Here is a 16,346-nt window from a genome sequence, read left to right as displayed (position 1 = left end):
AGTACCGGCGAGGGAGCACAGCAGTGACTATTCGGATCGGCGTCAATGGTTTCGGGCGTATCGGGCGTAACTTTTTCCGGGCCCTGGATGCGCAAAAAGCGGGGGGTAAGAACGCCGATCTGGAGATCGTGGCGGTCAATGACCTGACCTCGACGGATGCGTTGGCGCATCTGTTGAAGTTCGATTCGATCCTGGGCCGGCTGCCCTATGACGTGCGTGCTGATGGGGACACGCTGATCGTGGGTGAGACCAAGATCAAGGCCCTGGCGGTCAAGGAAGGCCCGGCGGCGTTGCCGTGGGGGGATCTGGGTGTGGACATCGTGGTCGAGTCCACCGGTATCTTCACCGACGCCGCCAAGGCCCGCGGCCACCTGGAGGCGGGGGCCAAGAAGGTCATCATCTCGGCGCCGGCGACCGGTGAGGACATCACCATCGTGATGGGGGTCAACGACGACAAGTACGACGGCAGTCAGGACATCATCTCGAATGCCTCGTGCACCACGAACTGTCTGGGCCCGATCGCCAAGGTCCTCAACGACGAGTTCGGGATCGTGCGCGGGTTGATGACCACGATCCACGCCTACACCCAGGATCAGAATCTGCAGGACGGGCCGCACAAGGATCTGCGCCGGGCCCGGGCGGCGGCGATCAACATCGTGCCGACCTCCACCGGCGCGGCCAAGGCCATCGGCCTGGTGCTGCCCGAGCTCAAGGGCAAGTTGGACGGGTACGCGCTGCGGGTGCCGGTGCCTACCGGGTCGGTCACCGATCTGACCGCCGAGCTGGGCAAGTCGGCGTCGGCGGCGGAGATCAACGCGGCGATGCAGGCGGCGGCCGAGGGGCCGCTCAAGGGGATTTTGAAGTACTACGACGCGCCGATCGTGTCGTCCGATATCGTCACCGACCCGCACAGTTCGCTGTTCGATGCGGGGCTGACCAAGGTCATCGACAACCAAGCCAAGGTCGTGTCCTGGTATGACAACGAGTGGGGCTACTCCAACCGGATCGCCGATTTGGCCGCGCTGGTCGGCAAGTCGCTGTAGACGGCACGTAAGAGAAAGACAGGTATGAGCATCAAGACCCTCGATGAGCTGTTGGCCGAAGGCGTAGAGGGGCGGGGCGTCCTGGTCCGCTCCGACCTGAACGTCCCGCTCGACGAGAACGGCAACATCACCGACCCGGGCCGGATCATCGCGTCGGTCCCGACGCTGGCCGCGCTGGCCGATGCCGGCGCCAAGGTCGTCATCACCGCGCACCTCGGCCGCCCGAAGGGTGGACCGGACGCCAAGTTCTCGCTCGCGCCGGTCGCCGCCGCGCTGGGGGAGAAGCTGGGCCGGCACGTCCAGCTCGCCGGTGACGTCGTCGGCACCGATGCGCTCGCCCGCGCCGAGGGTCTGACCGACGGTGACGTGTTGCTGCTGGAGAACATCCGGTTCGACCCGCGTGAGACCAGCAAGGACGACGCCGAGCGCGCGGCCCTGGCCCGCGAGCTGGCGGCTCTGGTCGAGGGTCCCGACGGTTCGCCCGGCGCGTTCGTCTCCGACGGCTTCGGCGTCGTGCACCGCAAGCAGGCGTCGGTGTACGACGTCGCGAAGATCCTGCCGCACTACGCCGGCACGTTGGTGGCCACCGAGGTCAAGGTGCTCGAGCAGCTGACCAGCTCGACCGAGCGGCCCTACGCCGTCGTGCTCGGCGGCTCCAAGGTATCCGACAAGCTCGCGGTGATCGAGAATCTCGCCACCAAGGCCGACAGCATCGTCATCGGCGGCGGCATGTGCTTCACTTTCCTTGCGGCCCAAGGGCTTTCGGTCGGTACCTCGCTGCTGCAGGAGGAGATGATCGACACCTGTAAGCGGCTGCTGGACACCTACGCCGACGTCATCCACCTCCCTGTCGACATCGTGGCGGCCGACAAGTTCGCCGCCGACGCCGAACCGGAGACCGTGGCTTCGGACCGCATCCCGGACGGCAAGATGGGCCTGGACATCGGCCCCGAGTCGGTCAAGCGCTTCACGGCGCTGCTGTCCAACGCCAAGACCGTGTTCTGGAACGGCCCGATGGGTGTCTTCGAGTTCCCGGCGTTCGCCGACGGCACCAAGGGCGTCGCCGAGGCCATCATCACCGCAACGTCCAAGGGCGCGTTCAGCGTCGTCGGCGGCGGCGATTCGGCTGCCGCGGTGCGCCAGCTCGAACTGGCCGAGGACGGCTTCTCGCACATCTCGACCGGTGGCGGCGCGTCGCTGGAGTACCTCGAGGGCAAGACCCTCCCGGGCATCGAAGTGCTGGGGTCGTAGAACATGGCACGCAAGCCGCTCATCGCCGGCAACTGGAAGATGAACCTCAACCACTTCGAGGCCATCGCGCTGGTGCAGAAGATCGCATTCGCTTTGCCGGACAAGTACTTCGCCAAGGTCGACGTCACCGTCCTGCCGCCGTTCACCGATCTGCGCAGTGTGCAGACGCTGGTCGACGGCGACAAGCTCCTGCTCACCTACGGTGCGCAGGACGTGTCCCAACACGACTCCGGTGCCTACACCGGTGAGATCAGTGGCGCGTTCCTGGCCAAGCTGGGCTGCACGTTCGTCGTCGTCGGGCACTCCGAGCGCCGGACCTACCACCACGAGGACGATGCCCTGGTGGCCGCCAAGGCCAAGGCCGCGCTCAAGCACGGCCTGACCCCGATCGTGTGTATCGGTGAGGGGCTCGACATCCGCGAGGCCGGTAATCACGTCGAGCACTGCACCGCTCAGCTGCAGGGCTCGTTGGCCGGTCTGTCGTCCGAGCAGATCAGCCAGGTCGTGATCGCCTACGAACCCGTCTGGGCCATCGGCACCGGCCGGGTCGCCAGCGCCGCCGACGCCCAGGAAGTGTGCGCCGCGGTCCGCTCGACGCTGGCCGAGCTGGCGTCGCCCGAGATCGCCGCGACCGTGCGCGTGCTCTACGGCGGCTCCGTCAACGCCAAGAACGTCGGTGAGCTGGTGGCGAAGCCCGACATCGACGGCGCACTGGTCGGCGGTGCGTCACTCGATGGTGAGCAGTTCGCGACGCTGTCGGCGATCGCCGCAGGCGGACCGCTGCCGTAAGGAGTTAGTTCGCCGGCTCCAGCACCATGGTGGGCAGGTTGCCCCTGTTGATTCCTCCGGGCAGTGGTCGGCTCGTGGTGGTCAACGGGGCGTCCGCCGCCTTGGCGGGCGGTGCGTGACAACCCGTTTCCGGATCCATGCCAGGGATGCCGCCGGACTCGATGCAGCACAGATCGGCATTCCGGACGGTCTTCTTCATGCAGTTGTCGTACGCCTCGATATCCCAGGTGTCGTCGCTGGGCGCGGCGATCGACACCGGGGCCGTGGTGACGGCCAATGCGGTAGCTAGCAAAGTGGCTGAAGCAAGTTTCCCGACGGACATGTTGGCCTCCAAACAGGCCGAGTAATGGACGTTGATCTGTCCATGGTGCGCCGATACCGCCGCCGCTGCGGCCGAATCAGCAACACAATTGTGGTGATGGCGACGACGCGACGACGGACCGCGGCCGGGTGACGGCGCTCCACCCGGTAAGCTGTGGCTCATGATTTTGGCCCTGCAGATCACGTTGATCATCACCAGTGTGTTGGTTGTGTTGCTGGTGTTGCTCCACCGTGCCAAGGGTGGCGGTCTGTCGACGCTGTTCGGCGGCGGTGTGCAGTCCAGCCTGTCGGGCTCCACCGTGGTCGAGAAGAACCTCGACCGGCTGACCTACTTCATCACCGGCATCTGGCTGGTGTCGATCATCGGCATCGCGCTGCAGATCAAGTACGGCGCCTAGCCTCGGACTTCACGAACCGGCCACGCCTGTCAGGCGTGGCCGGTTCTGTTTGTCTGACAGCAAGTACCCAGCGTCCGCTGGGCCGGCGCTTATGTCGATGACAGGGCGCACTTAGCGCCGGCACCTACGCTCGCCGCGTGGTGCATCTTCTTCGTATCGGCGCAGGCGCGGTGGCGCTGCTCTGCGTGGCCGGTGGCGTGGCCCCGGGTATGGCGGCGGCCGATCCACTCCCGGTCGCCGACGTCCGGCAGGCCGTCAACACCGAAGACGGCTGGCGCCTTGGGGTTTCGCTCACGCAGATGACCGTCAACTCGGTCCCGAACATGGCTGCGACGGCTTTCACGCGAGAAGGTTTCGTCACCGGCCGGGCCGAGGCGTCCATCGACGGCAGCGGCTCGTCGGCGGTCAACAACGGGACGCTGATCGTCGGTCTGCAGCTCGGTTGCGAGGTCGACCTCAGCGAGGGCGCCAGTGTCGGCGGGGACGCCGACATCGGCATCAACCCGGGTTTCAGCGGAAACGTGCTGAATGCCATCGGCCCGTATGCCGATCTGGGAGGCAACGTCTCGGTGAACCTGCTGCCGGGCACGATCACCAACGTGGTGCTGGGCAAGAAAGCGCTGAAAGGCCGCACCGGCGGCATCACCGTGCACGACGCCCACGTCAAGGTCGACGCCTGCGGCGGGGCGGTGGCCATCCGGTTCTTCTCGACGGTGACCATCGACACCGATCAGAACGACGACAGCGTGAATGCCTACGGGGACATCCTGCAGCTATGAGTGCCGTACGAATGGTCGGCGTCGCGGCATCGGCCTGGTTCTTGGTTTGTGCGCCGGCTGCCCGGGCCGACTGCACCGGCGCGGGGGACTTCGGCGCCGGGTCGGGATGCGCGCCCCCGGGTGGCGGCAGCTCGTCGGCGAAGGCGTGGCCGCCGACGTCGGTGGATTGGCCGCCGAACGTGGATGCCGACAGCCCCGGCGGTAGCGGCGACGCCGGCGATTCGAAGCCAATTGTGTTGCCCGACGGACAGAAACCATCGACCACGACGCCGCGTGCGAGCGCGCCTGCCACGCCCACCACGTCGTCGCCGCCGATCGTCCCGGTCGGCCCGCCGTGATCGTGCCGAACCGCCTGCCCTGCGCGAGCGGCGTCGGCCGTCGATACTTGGGTGATGGCAGACGTTCCGAACGCTCCTGACACCACGCTGCTGCCGATCGGATCGGTTCAGCGCACCGAACTGGGCCGTGAGGCCACCGAACCGATGCGCGAAGACATCCGGTTGCTCGGCGCCATTCTCGGCGACACGGTGCGCGAGCAGAACGGTGACGCGGTCTTCGACCTCGTGGAACGGGCGCGGGTCGAATCATTCCGGGTGCGCCGTTCCGAGATCGACCGGGCCGAGCTGGCAGCGCTGTTCTCCGGCATCGATATTCATCAGGCCATTCCGGTGATCCGGGCTTTCACCCATTTCGCGCTGCTGGCCAACGTCGCCGAGGACATCCACCGTGAACGGCGACGCGCCGTGCACGTGGCCGCGGGGGAGCCGCCGCAGGACAGCAGCCTGGCCGCGACGTACCGCAAGCTGGACGAAGCCGGGGGATTGGACGGTGCGGCGGTCGCCGACGCGCTGCGCGGTGCGCTGGTCTCGCCGGTGATCACCGCGCATCCCACCGAGACCCGGCGGCGAACCATCTTCGACACGCAGAACCGGATCACCGACCTGATGCGGCTGCGGTTGCACGGGCACAGTTCGACGCGCGACGACCGCGACATCGAGACCGAGCTGCGCCGGCACATCCTCACGCTGTGGCAGACCGCGCTGATCCGCTTGTCGCGGTTGAAGATTCAAGACGAGATCGCGACCGGGCTGCGTTACTACCCGGTCGCATTCTTCGACGTCATCCCACGTGTCAACGCGGAGGTGCGCGGCGCACTCCAGGCCCGCTGGCCGGGTGAGCCGCTCCTGGAGACGCCGATCCTGCGGCCCGGTTCCTGGATCGGCGGTGACCGCGACGGCAACCCCAATGTCACCGCCGACGTCGTGCGCCTGGCCACCGGCAGCGCGGCCTACACGGCGTTCGACCGCTACTTCGCCGAACTCCTTGCGCTGGAACACGAATTGTCGATGTCGGCGCGGTTGGTCCGCGTCAGCGATGCGCTGCAGACACTCGCCGACCAGCATCCCGAACCGGCCCACGCCGACGAACCGTACCGCCAGGCGCTGCACGTGCTCCGCGGGCGCCTGACGGCCACGGCCGCCGAGATCCTCGACCGGCAGCCCGAGCACGAGCTGGACCTCGGCCTGCCGCCGTACACCACTCCGGCCGAACTGCTGGCCGATCTCGACGTCATCGACGCGTCGTTGCGCGCCGGCGGCACCAGCGTGCTGGCCGACGACCGGCTGGCCCGCTTGCGAGAGTCCGTGCGCGTCTTCGGTTTCCACCTCTGTGGCCTGGACCTGCGGCAGAACTCCGAAGTGCACGAGCAGGTGGTGGCCGAGCTGCTGGCCTGGGCCGGTGTGCATCCTGACTACGCGTCGCTGCCGGAAGATGAGCGGGTCGCCGTCCTGGTGTCGGAGCTGTCCACGCGCCGGCCGTTGGTGGGGCGCGACGCCCGGCTGTCGGAACTGGCTCGCAAGGAACTGGACATCGTCGCGGCGGCTGCGCGGGCCGTCGAGGTCTTCGGGCCCGAGGCCGTCCCCAACTACATCATCTCGATGTGTCAGTCGGTGTCGGATCTCATCGAGGCCGGGATACTGCTCAAAGAGGCCGGCCTGCTCGATGCCGCGGGGTCCGAGCCGTACAGCCCGGTCGGCATCGTGCCGCTGTTCGAGACCATCGACGACCTGCAACGCGGATCGGCCATTCTGGAAGCGGCCCTTGCGATTCCGTTGTACCGATCGATCGTCACCGCCCGCGGCGACCACCAGGAGGTCATGCTCGGCTACTCCGACTCCAACAAGGACGGCGGCTACCTGGCAGCCAACTGGGCGCTGTACCGGGCCGAGCTCGATCTCGTGGAATCGGCCCGCAAGACCGGAATCCGGCTGCGGCTGTTCCATGGCCGGGGTGGCACCATCGGCCGCGGCGGCGGCCCGAGCTACGACGCGATCCTCGCCCAGCCGCCCGGTGCGGTCCGGGGCTCGCTGCGCATCACCGAGCAGGGTGAGGTGATCGCCGCCAAGTACGCCGAACCGCATGCCGCACATCGCAATCTGGAGACCCTGCTCGCGGCGACCCTGGAGTCGACGCTGCTCGACGTCGAAGGGCTCGGCGACGCCGCGGCACCCGCCTACGACGTGCTCGACGACCTCGCCGCCCGCGCGCAACGGGCCTACAGCGAATTGGTGCACGAGACACCGGGATTCGTCGAGTACTTCAAGGCGTCGACACCCGTCAGCGAGATCGGTGCGCTCAACATCGGCAGCCGCCCGACGTCCCGCAAGCCGACCACTTCGATCGCCGATCTGCGGGCCATCCCGTGGGTGCTGGCCTGGAGCCAGTCGCGTGTCATGCTGCCCGGCTGGTACGGCACGGGAACGGCGTTCGAGGAGTTCATCGACAACACCGACGGTGGCCTCGAGGTGCTGCAGGATCTGTATGCGAGATGGCCGTTCTTCCGGACCGTGCTGTCCAACATGGCGCAGGTGCTCGCGAAGTCGGATCTCGGCCTGGCAGCACGGTATTCGGAGCTCGTGGACGACGAGGCCCTGCGCCACCGGGTGTTCGACAAGATCGCCGCCGAACATGAGCGCACCATCCGGATGCATGCCCTGATCACCGGACACGACGACCTGCTCGCCGACAACCCCGCCCTCGCGCGGTCGGTGTTCAACCGGTTCCCGTACCTCGAGCCGCTGAACCACCTCCAGGTCGAACTGCTGCGCCGCTACCGCTCGGGCGACGAGGATGAACTCGTGCAGCGCGGCATCCTCCTGACCATGAGTGGCTTGGCCACCGCGCTGCGAAACAGCGGGTAGCCGACTCAGGCTGCGCGGTCGGCCAGTGTCACCGCGACGGATCCGCCGACCATTCTCGCCTTGATCACGATGCGCGCGGTCGGCGTCGTGCGGCCGCGGAGTACACACTCGGCTGCCGGTGCGATGAGGTGGGATCGGATGGTTCTGCGCAACCCACGGGCACCGTAGATCGGGTCGAACCCACAGTCTTGCAAGAACTGCACCACGGTTTCGTCGACATGGAGTTCGACAGATTCGCGGGCCAGCCGCGCGGTGAACAACTCCACTTCGCGCCGGGTGACCTGCCGGGCCGTCGAGGTGCTGAAGGGCTCCATGATGACGGTTTCGTCGATCCGGTTGAAGAACTCCGGGTCGAAGAACTCCTCGACCGCGGCGGTCACCAGACCGTGCGTGTGGGTCGCCGGATGCCGGCGCCACCGGGACGACCACCGGTTTGCGCGCTGGGCCGCGGCGACGGCCTGGGAGCCCAGGTTGGACGTCATGAAGACGTAACTGTTGCGGAAGCTGATGCGTTCGCGCCCGTTCGCGAGCCTCAGCTGGCCGCTGTCGAGTACGTGCAGCAGTGCACGGATCACCGTGGGGTCCGCTTTCTCGACCTCGTCGAAGAGCACTATGCCGGGTGTGTACGGATCGCCTTCGATCTTGTTCTTGTCGAACAGGGTGAAGGATTCCTTGCTTCCGGCGTATCCCGGTGGTGCCCCGGAGAACGACGCGGCGTAGTGCTCCTGGGCCAGGGCGGCCATGTCGATTCGGCAGAGGTCGTCGGGCCCGGTGCGGATCTCGGCGGCGACCTGGCGGACCAGTTCGGTCTTGCCGATCCCGGTCGGCCCGACCAGCAGCACGCTGGCCAGCGGGCGGCCGGGATCTGCGATACCGGCATGTGCGATCGACAATGCCCGGGCGACGGCGCCGACGGCCTCCGGTTGCCCCAGTATCCGCTGCCCGAGTCGGTCGGCGAAGGCGTCGGGATCGAACCCGGCGACCGATTTCACGGCGACGTCGTTGGCGCGCTGCCGCGTCGCGTTCTGATCGTGAAACATGTCGGTGAGGTAGGGCACGTCGCTCTCTTACGCCTCGACGGTCCGCTCGACGGGCAGGTCTCCCACGCGGCAGTCCGCCACACCGACGGTGTCCCGGGTGATCGATTCGACGACTTCCTGAGCCTTCTGCGCGTCGGTCACCCACAGCTTGTAGAACTCGAACGGGCAATCGGCGACACCCTTGTCGCCGTCACCGGCCGCGTGGACGCCGGAGTAGCCGCGGTGCAGCAGTTTGAACAGGTGGTTCTGCGACTGGTCGTTCTGACGGGCGTCTCGAATCGCCGACAGCGACAGCTGCGCGAACTGGATTCCGTACTCTTCCTCGCCGGTTTCGCCCAGGGTGCGGCCGTCGAACCCGACGATGGCCGAGTGCCCGAAGTAGGAGTACACCCCATCGAAGCCGGCCGCATTGGCCACGGCGACGTAGGTGTTGTTCGCCCACGCCATCGCCTTGGCCATGAGCACCTGCTGCTCCTTGGCGGGATACATGTACCCCTGGCAGCGCACGATGAGCTCCGCACCCTTCATGGCGCAGTCCCGCCAGATTTCGGGGTAGTTGCCGTCGTCGCAGATGATCAGCGAGACCTTCATCCCCTTCGGCCCCCGGGAGACATAGGTGGTGTCTCCGGGGTACCAGCCCTCGATGGGACACCAGGGCAGGATCTTTCGGTACTTCTGCACGATCTCACCGGTGTCATCGATGAGGACGAGGGTGTTGTACGGCGGCTTGTTCGGATGGTCTTCGTGGCGCTCACCGGTGATGGAGAAGACGCCCCACGTCTTGGCCTTCCGGCACGCCGCGGCGAAGATGTCGGTTTCGTCGCCGGGGATGGAGGCCGCGGTGGCGTACATCTCCTCGGGGTCGTACATGATGCCCTGCGTGGAGTACTCGGGGAACACCACGAGATCCATGCCCGGCAGTCCGGACTTCATTCCCACCACCATGTCCGCGATCTTGCGGGCGTTGTCGAGGACTTCTGCCCTGGTGTGCAGCCGGGGCATCTTGTAGTTGACGACGGCTACGCCGACGGTGTCCGGGCTCGACGAAATGTCACCATGGCGCATGGCGGTTCTCCTCAAAAGGTAAGGGCTCGAACGGAATACGGACGGAACACAACTGTGGCGATGCCGGGACCACGTTCGATATCGGGCACGGTTGTCACCTCAAAAAGATTCAGATGAAATATCTTCAATTGAAATTAAATGCCCGTTGGCACGGTGTCAACCCGAGCCGGCCACGCCGTCGGCCGTCAAAATGCGGTCAGGGTGGTGAGCACATCGAAGTCGTATCCGTCGGCCACGGCCAGGTGCACCGGCTGCACGGTCGCGTCCGCCCGATAGTGCACGGTGCCCCTCGGGCCGTCGTACGAGACGCGATCGCTGGTCGCTATGTCGGTCAACTGCCCGGATCGATGAATGAGCCGGGACAGCAGTTGCAGTCCCTCGTAACAGGATTCGGCGATACCGCTCAGCGGTGGAGCGGTGGGGCCGTGCAGGTCGTGGTAGCGGCCCGTCAACTCCATTGCGTTGGCGCCCACCAGCGAGGAAAAGAAGGAGGCGGCGACGAACAATCCTCGGGTGCCGTCCGCCCCGCTGCCCAGCAACATGCTCTCGTCCATCAACGGGCTGAACCGAAGGAACGCGTCGGCGGCACCGTGTGCGGCGCAGGCGCGGTTGAATTCGACCGCGTCCTGCCCCACAAGCAGCATCAACACCGCATCGCATTCCGACGCCATGGCCGCTCTGACGGCCTCCGACATGTCGGCGCGGCCCAGGTCCACGAACCGGTGCCCGACGAGGTCGAGACCGAGATCGCGCGCATACTCCCGGACCGCGGCCACCGACGATCGCGGCCACACATAGTCGTCGCCGACGATGAACCAGCGCCGCACCCCGGCGTTCTCCCGCAACCAGCGCAACGCCGGCGCGATCTGGCGGTCCGGAGTCTCGCCGCAGCAATAGATGTCGCGGCGACGCTCGCCGCCTTCGTAGAGGGCGGGGTACACGTAGGGCACCCGGCCCGCGATCACCGGAGCGAGCGCATTGCGTACGGAGGAGATGTGCCATCCGCTGACTGCGTGGATCGTGCCCGTTGTGATGAGTTGATCGATGCGCCGGGCAACCAGCTGCGGGTCGGCCCCGCCGTCGACCACTTCGATCTGCACTTCGCGTCCGAGGACTCCGCCATCGACGTTGAGGTCGTGGGCCGCCAGCTCGCTGACGGCTTCACATGCCGGCCCGAAAACGCCGCCCGGACCCTGCAGGGGTACCACCATGGCCACCCGCCATGCCTCGCCGACAGTGCTGGTGGCCTGCGAGCTCATGACCATTACGTCCTTTGCCGCACCGTCCGCGGACCGGCTATCATCATTTTCAATTGAAAGTATTGCGCTACCCGGCCCAGCGGGCAACACGTAGGAGTTCGTCATGGCGAGCACGGTGTCCCAACACGACATGACGACCTCGATCACCGCCACGCTGCTGCGCGCAGCCCGCAATTTGACCGCCTGCCTGGATGCCGAACTTCAGGACACGGGGCTCGGCGTCGAGCACTGGCTGGCGCTCGACGCCCTGGCCGCCGCCGCCGGACTCACGATGGCAGAACTGCAGGCGCTGACGCCGACCCCTGGACCCACGCTGACCCGGGTGGTCCACCGGCTGGTCGTCCAGGCACTCGCGTACCGGGAGGTCGATCAATTCGACCGCCGTAAGGTTCGCGTCTTCCTCAGCGAACGCGGCACCCTGCTTCACGACAGTTTGCGTAGCCGGATCGAGCCCGTCGAGGCGCAATGGGCGGCGTCCAATCGCCGGCAGCTGTCTGACCGACTCGCGTCGCCGTAATCGCTACGGGGCCCAGCTGCGAACTGACTTCAGCACACCCCGCAACGCACTCTCCGTGACCGTGATGGGCGACAGCACCGTCTCGGCGACCCCGACGATGGCCTCGACACGCGTCACGATCGCCTCCATCCGGTCGACGACGCCGAAAATGCGCGGCGCGAGTTCGTCGATCTGGGTGATGGTCTCGTTGAACCGCGACATCGTGGTGTCGAGGTTGTCGGTCAGCGTGCTGAGGGTCGCGAGGGTGCCCTCCATGTCGACCAGTAGCGCATCGACCTGGGACACCGTGACGTCGGCGTTGAGTGCAGCCTGCGTCAGCGTCCGGATCCGGCCGCCGACCGGGCGCGTGCGGCCATCGCCTTTGTCGACCATGACTACAGTTTCGCCGCCGCGGCCGCGTCGAGCAACCACACCGTCGCCTCGGTGCCGATCGCGCCGGCCGCTGGAATGTCTTCTGCCGCAGCGCCACCGATCGCGGCCGCGACGGCGTCGGCCTTCTCGGCGCCGGCCACGACCAGCCACACCTGACGCGCGCGGCGGACTGCGGGCAACGTCAGGGTGATCCGCCGAGGTGGAGGCTTGGGGGAGTCGGTGACGGCGACGACGTACCGCTCGGTCTCGCGGACGGCGTCGGTGTGCGGGAACAGCGAGTTGACGTGCCCCTCGCCGCCCATGCCCAGCAGATGCACGTCGAATTCCGGTGTCGGCGAACCATTTCCGGCCACCTCAGCCAGTTCGCGCGCGTAGGTGGCCGCGCCGGCGTCGATGTCGTCACCGAACTCGCCGTCGCTCGCGGCCATCGCGTGCACGTTGTCGGCCGGAATGGCAACGGAATCCAGCAGCGCCTCGCGTGCCTGCTTGATGTTCCGGTCGGCGTCGTCGGCCGGGACGTAGCGGTCGTCACCCCAGAACAGGTGCACCTTGGCCCAGTCGATCGGATGCCCGCCGACGTGCTTGAGCAGCTTGATGCCGGTACCGCCGCCGGTCAGCACGATGTACGCGATGCCGCGGGCCTCGATGGCGCCGTTGATGGCCGCCACGAGGCGGTCGCCCACCGCGCTCACCAAAGCATCTGCGTCGGAATACTTCTCGATGATCTGCTCAGACATACACAACCTTGTCCAGGCCCACCAGGGCGCGATGGTAAATCTCGTCGGCATCGAGCCGGCGCATCTCTTCGGCGAGGCAGTCGCGGGCTTCCCTGCGCGCCAACGGAATGCGGGCCTCCGGTCGGTCGGTGCGGGTGAGCGATGCGGTGACGCCGGTCTGCGGGCGGCTCAGCGTGATGGTCTCGGTCGGCCGGGTCAGCACGACTTTGAGGTCGCCGACCGCGCGCGTCACCGGTCCGTCGATGCAGGCCGCCAGCCAGCCGGCCAGGATGTCCAGGGCCGGTTCGTCTTTCAGTCCCGACACCAGCGCTTCGGTGATCGGTTCGTACGGGGCCTGGTCCAGCGCCGCGGCGAGCAACGCCCGCCAGTACGTCACCCGGCTCCAGGCCAGATCGGTGTCCCCGGACGTATATCCGGCCAGCCGGCTCTTGATGCACGTCAAGGGGTCTTCGCCGTTGGTGGCGTCGGTGATCCGGCGGATCGCCAGCTTGCCCAGCGGATCGGCCGCCGGCACCGCGGGCGCCACGTCGGGCCACCACGTGACCACCGGGGTATCCGGCAGCAGGAAGGGCGTCACCACACTGCTGGCATGGCCGGCCAGTGGACCCGAGAGGCGAAGCACCACAACCTCATTGGCGCCGGCGTCGCGGCCCACCCGGAGCTGGGCGTCCAGGCGGGCCTCGGTGGCCAACCGGTCACCCGGGATCACCACGATGACGCGGCACGGATGTTCGCGGCTGGCGGTATTGGCGGCGTCGATGGCCTCTTCGAGGATGGCCTCGGTGTCGGGCGCCACCACCAGGGTCAGTACCCGCCCGAGGGTGATGGCACCGCCCTCTTCGCGGAGGGAGACGATCTTCTTGTTGATCGCACCGGTATTGGTGTCGGGCAGATCGAGAATCACGGTCGCCTCCAATCGCGGCCGCTGCGCCGCAGCATTTCGAATGCCGACTCCGGACCCCAGGTACCCGACTCGTAGGGCTCGGGCCGGCCGCCGGACTTGTCCTGCTCTGCCCAGTGTTCGAGCGCGGGATCCAGTATCTTCCAGGACAATTCGACTTCGGCGTTGACCGGGAACAGTGACGGCTCGCCGAGCAGGACGTCGAGGATCAGTCGTTCGTAGGCTTCGGGGGAGTCCTCGGCGAACGCGGAACCGTACGAGAAGTCCATGCTGACGTCGCGGACCTCCATGAGGTGTCCCGGCACCTTGGAGCCGAACCGCAGGGTGATGCCTTCGTCGGGTTGCACCCGGATCACCAGGGCGTTCTGTCCGAGTTCGTCGGTCATCGTGGCATCGAACGGCAGATGCGGCGCCCGCTTGAACAGCAACGCGATCTCGGTGACCCTGCGCCCCAACCGTTTTCCGGTGCGCAGGTAGAACGGCACGCCGGCCCAGCGCCGGGTGTCGACCTCGACCGTGATGGCCGCGAAGGTCTCGGTGGTCGACGTCGACGAGAAGCCTTCCTCGTCGAGCAGGCCGACAACCTTCTCGCCGCCCTGCCAGCCGGCGGCGTACTGACCGCGTGCCGTGGTCTCGTCCAGAGGCTCGGCCAGGTGCGTCGCCGACAGCACCTTGATCTTCTCGGCCTGCAGTTCGTGCGGCGAGAAGTTGACCGGCTCCTCCAGCGCCGTCAGCGCGAGCAGCTGCAGGAGGTGGTTCTGAATGACGTCGCGGGCGGCGCCCACGCCGTCGTAATAACCGCCGCGTCCACCGAGTCCGATGTCCTCGGCCATCGTGATCTGCACGCTGTCGACGTAATGGGCGTTCCACACCGGTTCGAACAACTCGTTGGCGAACCGCAGCGCCAGGATGTTCTGGACGGTTTCCTTGCCCAGGTAGTGGTCGATGCGGAACACCGACGACTCCGGGAACACACTGTTGACGACGCCGTTGAGCGCCTCGGCGCTGGCCAGGTCGTGCCCGAACGGCTTCTCGATGACCACCCGCGACCAGCAGCCGTCGGGCTTGTCGGCCAGCCCGGACCGCGACAACTGCTCGCATACCTGCGGGAACGCGTTCGGCGGAATCGACAGGTAGAACGCGTGATTGCCGCCCGTGCCGCGTTCCTCGTCGAGCTTGTGCAACGTCTCACGCAGCCGCTCGAAGGCAGCGTCGTCGTCGAACGTGCCCTGCACGAAACGGAAGCCCTCGGCCAGGCGGTCCCAGACTTCCTGCCGGAACGGGGTCCGCGCATGCTGCTTGACGGCGTCGTGGACAACCTGGCCGAAATCCTCGTCGGCCCAGTCGCGACGTGCGAAGCCGACCAACGCGAACGACGGCGGCAGGAGCCCCCGGTTGGCGAGGTCGTAGATCGCCGGCATCAGCTTCTTTCGGGCCAGATCGCCCGTGACGCCGAAGATCACCACCGCGCACGGGCCGGCGATGCGGGGCATGCGCTTGTCGCGCTTGTCCCGCAGGGGGTTCACCCAATCCGCCGGCCGCCCGCTGCAGTCACTCATTTCAGCGCGTCGAGTTGACCCTGCGTGGCCTCGAGCAGCTCGCCCCAGGACTTCCCGAACTTCTCCACGCCCTCGACCTCGAGGAGGTTGAAGACGTCGTCCAAGTCGATCCCGACGGCCGACAGCTCGTCGAACACGGCCTGCGCCGCGGCAGCCGTCCCGGAGATGGTGTCCCCGGTGATCTGGCCGTGGTCGGCGACGGCTTCCAGGGTCTTCTCCGGCATGGTGTTGACCGTGTTGGCGGCCACCAGCTCGGTGACGTACAGCGTGTCCGGGTAGTCCGGGTTCTTCACGCCGGTCGATGCCCACAGCGGGCGCTGCACGCGGGCACCCTCGGCCTTGAGGTTCGCGAACTGCGGGCCGCCGAAGACCTGCTCGTAGGCCGCGTACGCCAGCCGCGCGTTGGCGACGCCGGCCTTGCCGCGCAGACCGAGCGCCGAGCCACCGATCTTCTCCAGTCGCGCGTCAATCTCGGTGTCCACGCGGGAGACGAAGAACGAAGCGACAGAATGGATCTTGGACAGGTCGTGGCCGGCTTCACGGGCCTTCTCGAGCCCGGTCAGGTAGGCGTCCATCACGGCGCGGTGCCGCTCCACCGAGAAGATCAGGGTGACGTTGACCGAGATGCCCTCGGCGATCACCGCGGTGATCGCCGGCAGGCCCGCCAGCGTCGCCGGAATCTTGATCAGCAGGTTCGGCCGGTCGACGATCTTCCACAGCTCGATGGCCTGCAGGATCGTCTTGTCGGTGTCGTGCGCCAGCCGCGGGTCGACCTCGATCGAGACCCGGCCGTCGACGCCGCCGGAGGCCTCGTACACCTTGGCCAGCACGTCGCACGCGTTGCGGACGTCGTCGGTGGTGACGGTGCGGATGGTGGCGTCCACGTCGGCGCCACGCGACGCCAGCTCGTGCACCTGCTCGTCGTAGGCCGTGCCCTTCGACAGCGCGGCCTGGAAGATCGACGGGTTGGTGGTGACGCCCACGACGCTGCGGGTGTTGATCAGCTCGGTGAGGTTCCCCGACTGCAGCCGCTCACGCGACAGGTCGTCGAGCCACACGGAGACACCGGCGGCGCTCAGCGCCGCGAGGTTCGGGTTCTGAGTCATGAGGGTGCT

General features: G+C 67.1%; 17 protein-coding genes. 8 read left to right on the top strand and 9 right to left on the bottom strand.

Annotated elements, in window-relative coordinates; genetic code table 11:
• The first annotated feature begins 23 nt into the window (after positions 1–23).
• From gap to tpiA, 3 genes are read left to right on the top strand one after another with little or no spacing between them, the layout of a single operon-like run.
• Entirely contained in the window at positions 24–1,043 is a 1,020-nt protein-coding gene (gene gap / locus ACJEIK_RS15675) for a type I glyceraldehyde-3-phosphate dehydrogenase (RefSeq protein WP_267325427.1), read from the top strand.
• Between the two features lie 24 nt (positions 1,044–1,067).
• Positions 1,068–2,294, top strand: a complete 1,227-nt coding sequence (locus tag ACJEIK_RS15670) for a phosphoglycerate kinase (RefSeq protein WP_409429959.1) — start codon at positions 1,068–1,070, stop codon at positions 2,292–2,294.
• A 3-nt stretch (positions 2,295–2,297) separates the two neighbouring features.
• Positions 2,298–3,083 (top strand): triose-phosphate isomerase, encoded by a 786-nt coding sequence (gene tpiA / locus ACJEIK_RS15665; RefSeq protein WP_061000936.1) that lies wholly within the window; start codon positions 2,298–2,300, stop codon positions 3,081–3,083.
• Positions 3,084–3,087: 4 nt separating this feature from the next.
• On the opposite strand, the gene ACJEIK_RS15660 is transcribed toward tpiA, so the two are convergent.
• Positions 3,088–3,405 (bottom strand): hypothetical protein, encoded by a 318-nt coding sequence (locus ACJEIK_RS15660; protein WP_409429958.1) that lies wholly within the window; start codon positions 3,403–3,405, stop codon positions 3,088–3,090.
• Between the two features lie 160 nt (positions 3,406–3,565).
• On the opposite strand from ACJEIK_RS15660, the gene secG reads away from it, so the two are divergent.
• From secG to ppc, 4 genes are all read left to right on the top strand, one after another.
• On the top strand, positions 3,566–3,802 hold the full coding sequence (gene secG, locus ACJEIK_RS15655; RefSeq protein WP_029105032.1) for a preprotein translocase subunit SecG: 237 nt from the start codon (positions 3,566–3,568) through the stop codon (positions 3,800–3,802).
• Positions 3,803–4,011: 209 nt separating this feature from the next.
• Positions 4,012–4,581: an MspA family porin gene (locus ACJEIK_RS15650; protein ID WP_406783710.1), complete on the top strand. Its 570-nt coding sequence runs from the start codon at positions 4,012–4,014 to the stop codon at positions 4,579–4,581.
• Complete coding sequence (locus ACJEIK_RS15645; protein ID WP_082761709.1) at positions 4,578–4,919, top strand: hypothetical protein; 342 nt, start codon at positions 4,578–4,580, stop codon at positions 4,917–4,919. Before ACJEIK_RS15650 ends, ACJEIK_RS15645 begins: the two co-directional genes overlap by 4 nt.
• 54 nt (positions 4,920–4,973) lie before the next feature.
• Positions 4,974–7,781: a phosphoenolpyruvate carboxylase gene (gene ppc, locus ACJEIK_RS15640; RefSeq protein ID WP_409429957.1), complete on the top strand. Its 2,808-nt coding sequence runs from the start codon at positions 4,974–4,976 to the stop codon at positions 7,779–7,781.
• Positions 7,782–7,786: 5 nt separating this feature from the next.
• On the opposite strand, the gene ACJEIK_RS15635 is transcribed toward ppc, so the two are convergent.
• The 3 genes from ACJEIK_RS15635 to ACJEIK_RS15625 all read right to left on the bottom strand — a co-directional run bounded on the left by ACJEIK_RS15635 (position 7,787) and on the right by ACJEIK_RS15625 (position 11,145).
• Positions 7,787–8,839 (bottom strand): AAA family ATPase, encoded by a 1,053-nt coding sequence (locus ACJEIK_RS15635; protein WP_064858100.1) that lies wholly within the window; start codon positions 8,837–8,839, stop codon positions 7,787–7,789.
• A gap of 9 nt (positions 8,840–8,848) precedes the next feature.
• On the bottom strand, positions 8,849–9,886 hold the full coding sequence (locus tag ACJEIK_RS15630) for an aliphatic amidase (RefSeq protein ID WP_064858099.1): 1,038 nt from the start codon (positions 9,884–9,886) through the stop codon (positions 8,849–8,851).
• A gap of 185 nt (positions 9,887–10,071) precedes the next feature.
• Positions 10,072–11,145, bottom strand: a complete 1,074-nt coding sequence (locus ACJEIK_RS15625; protein ID WP_406783662.1) for a substrate-binding domain-containing protein — start codon at positions 11,143–11,145, stop codon at positions 10,072–10,074.
• A gap of 103 nt (positions 11,146–11,248) precedes the next feature.
• Between ACJEIK_RS15625 and ACJEIK_RS15620 the strand changes: the two genes are divergently transcribed.
• Positions 11,249–11,662: a MarR family winged helix-turn-helix transcriptional regulator gene (locus tag ACJEIK_RS15620; RefSeq protein ID WP_406783663.1), complete on the top strand. Its 414-nt coding sequence runs from the start codon at positions 11,249–11,251 to the stop codon at positions 11,660–11,662.
• Between the two features lie 3 nt (positions 11,663–11,665).
• Here ACJEIK_RS15620 and ACJEIK_RS15615 read toward each other — a convergent pair whose 3' ends face one another.
• From ACJEIK_RS15615 to tal, 5 genes are read right to left on the bottom strand one after another with little or no spacing between them, the layout of a single operon-like run.
• A complete protein-coding gene (locus tag ACJEIK_RS15615) occupies positions 11,666–12,034 on the bottom strand; it encodes a hypothetical protein (RefSeq protein ID WP_064858098.1) in 369 nt (122 codons plus the stop codon).
• Positions 12,035–12,036: 2 nt separating this feature from the next.
• Positions 12,037–12,771, bottom strand: coding sequence for a 6-phosphogluconolactonase (gene pgl, locus ACJEIK_RS15610; RefSeq protein ID WP_064858097.1), 735 nt, complete (start codon positions 12,769–12,771; stop codon positions 12,037–12,039).
• On the bottom strand, positions 12,764–13,675 hold the full coding sequence (gene opcA, locus ACJEIK_RS15605) for a glucose-6-phosphate dehydrogenase assembly protein OpcA (RefSeq protein ID WP_064858113.1): 912 nt from the start codon (positions 13,673–13,675) through the stop codon (positions 12,764–12,766). Before opcA ends, pgl begins: the two co-directional genes overlap by 8 nt.
• Positions 13,672–15,231: a glucose-6-phosphate dehydrogenase gene (zwf, locus tag ACJEIK_RS15600; RefSeq protein WP_061000917.1), complete on the bottom strand. Its 1,560-nt coding sequence runs from the start codon at positions 15,229–15,231 to the stop codon at positions 13,672–13,674. The genes opcA and zwf overlap by 4 nt, the downstream gene beginning before the upstream one ends.
• Positions 15,228–16,337, bottom strand: a complete 1,110-nt coding sequence (gene tal / locus ACJEIK_RS15595) for a transaldolase (RefSeq protein WP_406783664.1) — start codon at positions 16,335–16,337, stop codon at positions 15,228–15,230. Before tal ends, zwf begins: the two co-directional genes overlap by 4 nt.
• Positions 16,338–16,346: the final 9 nt, after the last annotated feature.

Origin of the sequence: Mycobacterium sp. SMC-16, assembly GCF_046250085.1 — a bacterium.
In the GTDB taxonomy this organism is placed as follows: Bacteria; Actinomycetota; Actinomycetes; order Mycobacteriales; family Mycobacteriaceae; genus Mycobacterium; species Mycobacterium phocaicum.
Note: the sequence above shows the minus strand (reverse complement) of the source record. Positions and strands in the feature narration are given on the sequence as shown.

Excerpts from the sequence above, each read along its gene's own strand:
- ACJEIK_RS15625 (WP_406783662.1), bottom strand. The coding sequence starts at position 11,145 with ATGAGCTCGCAGGCCACCAGCACTGTCGGCGAGGCATGGCGGGTGGCC.
- ACJEIK_RS15620 (WP_406783663.1), top strand. The coding sequence starts at position 11,249 with ATGGCGAGCACGGTGTCCCAACACGACATGACGACCTCGATCACCGCC.
- ACJEIK_RS15650 (WP_406783710.1), top strand. The coding sequence starts at position 4,012 with ATGGCGGCGGCCGATCCACTCCCGGTCGCCGACGTCCGGCAGGCCGTC.
- tal (WP_406783664.1), bottom strand. The coding sequence starts at position 16,337 with ATGACTCAGAACCCGAACCTCGCGGCGCTGAGCGCCGCCGGTGTCTCC.
- pgl (WP_064858097.1), bottom strand. The coding sequence starts at position 12,771 with ATGTCTGAGCAGATCATCGAGAAGTATTCCGACGCAGATGCTTTGGTG.
- ACJEIK_RS15645 (WP_082761709.1), top strand. The coding sequence starts at position 4,578 with ATGAGTGCCGTACGAATGGTCGGCGTCGCGGCATCGGCCTGGTTCTTG.
- secG (WP_029105032.1), top strand. The coding sequence starts at position 3,566 with ATGATTTTGGCCCTGCAGATCACGTTGATCATCACCAGTGTGTTGGTT.
- ACJEIK_RS15660 (WP_409429958.1), bottom strand. The coding sequence starts at position 3,405 with ATGTCCGTCGGGAAACTTGCTTCAGCCACTTTGCTAGCTACCGCATTG.
- ppc (WP_409429957.1), top strand. The coding sequence starts at position 4,974 with ATGGCAGACGTTCCGAACGCTCCTGACACCACGCTGCTGCCGATCGGA.
- tpiA (WP_061000936.1), top strand. The coding sequence starts at position 2,298 with ATGGCACGCAAGCCGCTCATCGCCGGCAACTGGAAGATGAACCTCAAC.
- ACJEIK_RS15630 (WP_064858099.1), bottom strand. The coding sequence starts at position 9,886 with ATGCGCCATGGTGACATTTCGTCGAGCCCGGACACCGTCGGCGTAGCC.
- ACJEIK_RS15670 (WP_409429959.1), top strand. The coding sequence starts at position 1,068 with ATGAGCATCAAGACCCTCGATGAGCTGTTGGCCGAAGGCGTAGAGGGG.
- ACJEIK_RS15615 (WP_064858098.1), bottom strand. The coding sequence starts at position 12,034 with ATGGTCGACAAAGGCGATGGCCGCACGCGCCCGGTCGGCGGCCGGATC.
- zwf (WP_061000917.1), bottom strand. The coding sequence starts at position 15,231 with ATGAGTGACTGCAGCGGGCGGCCGGCGGATTGGGTGAACCCCCTGCGG.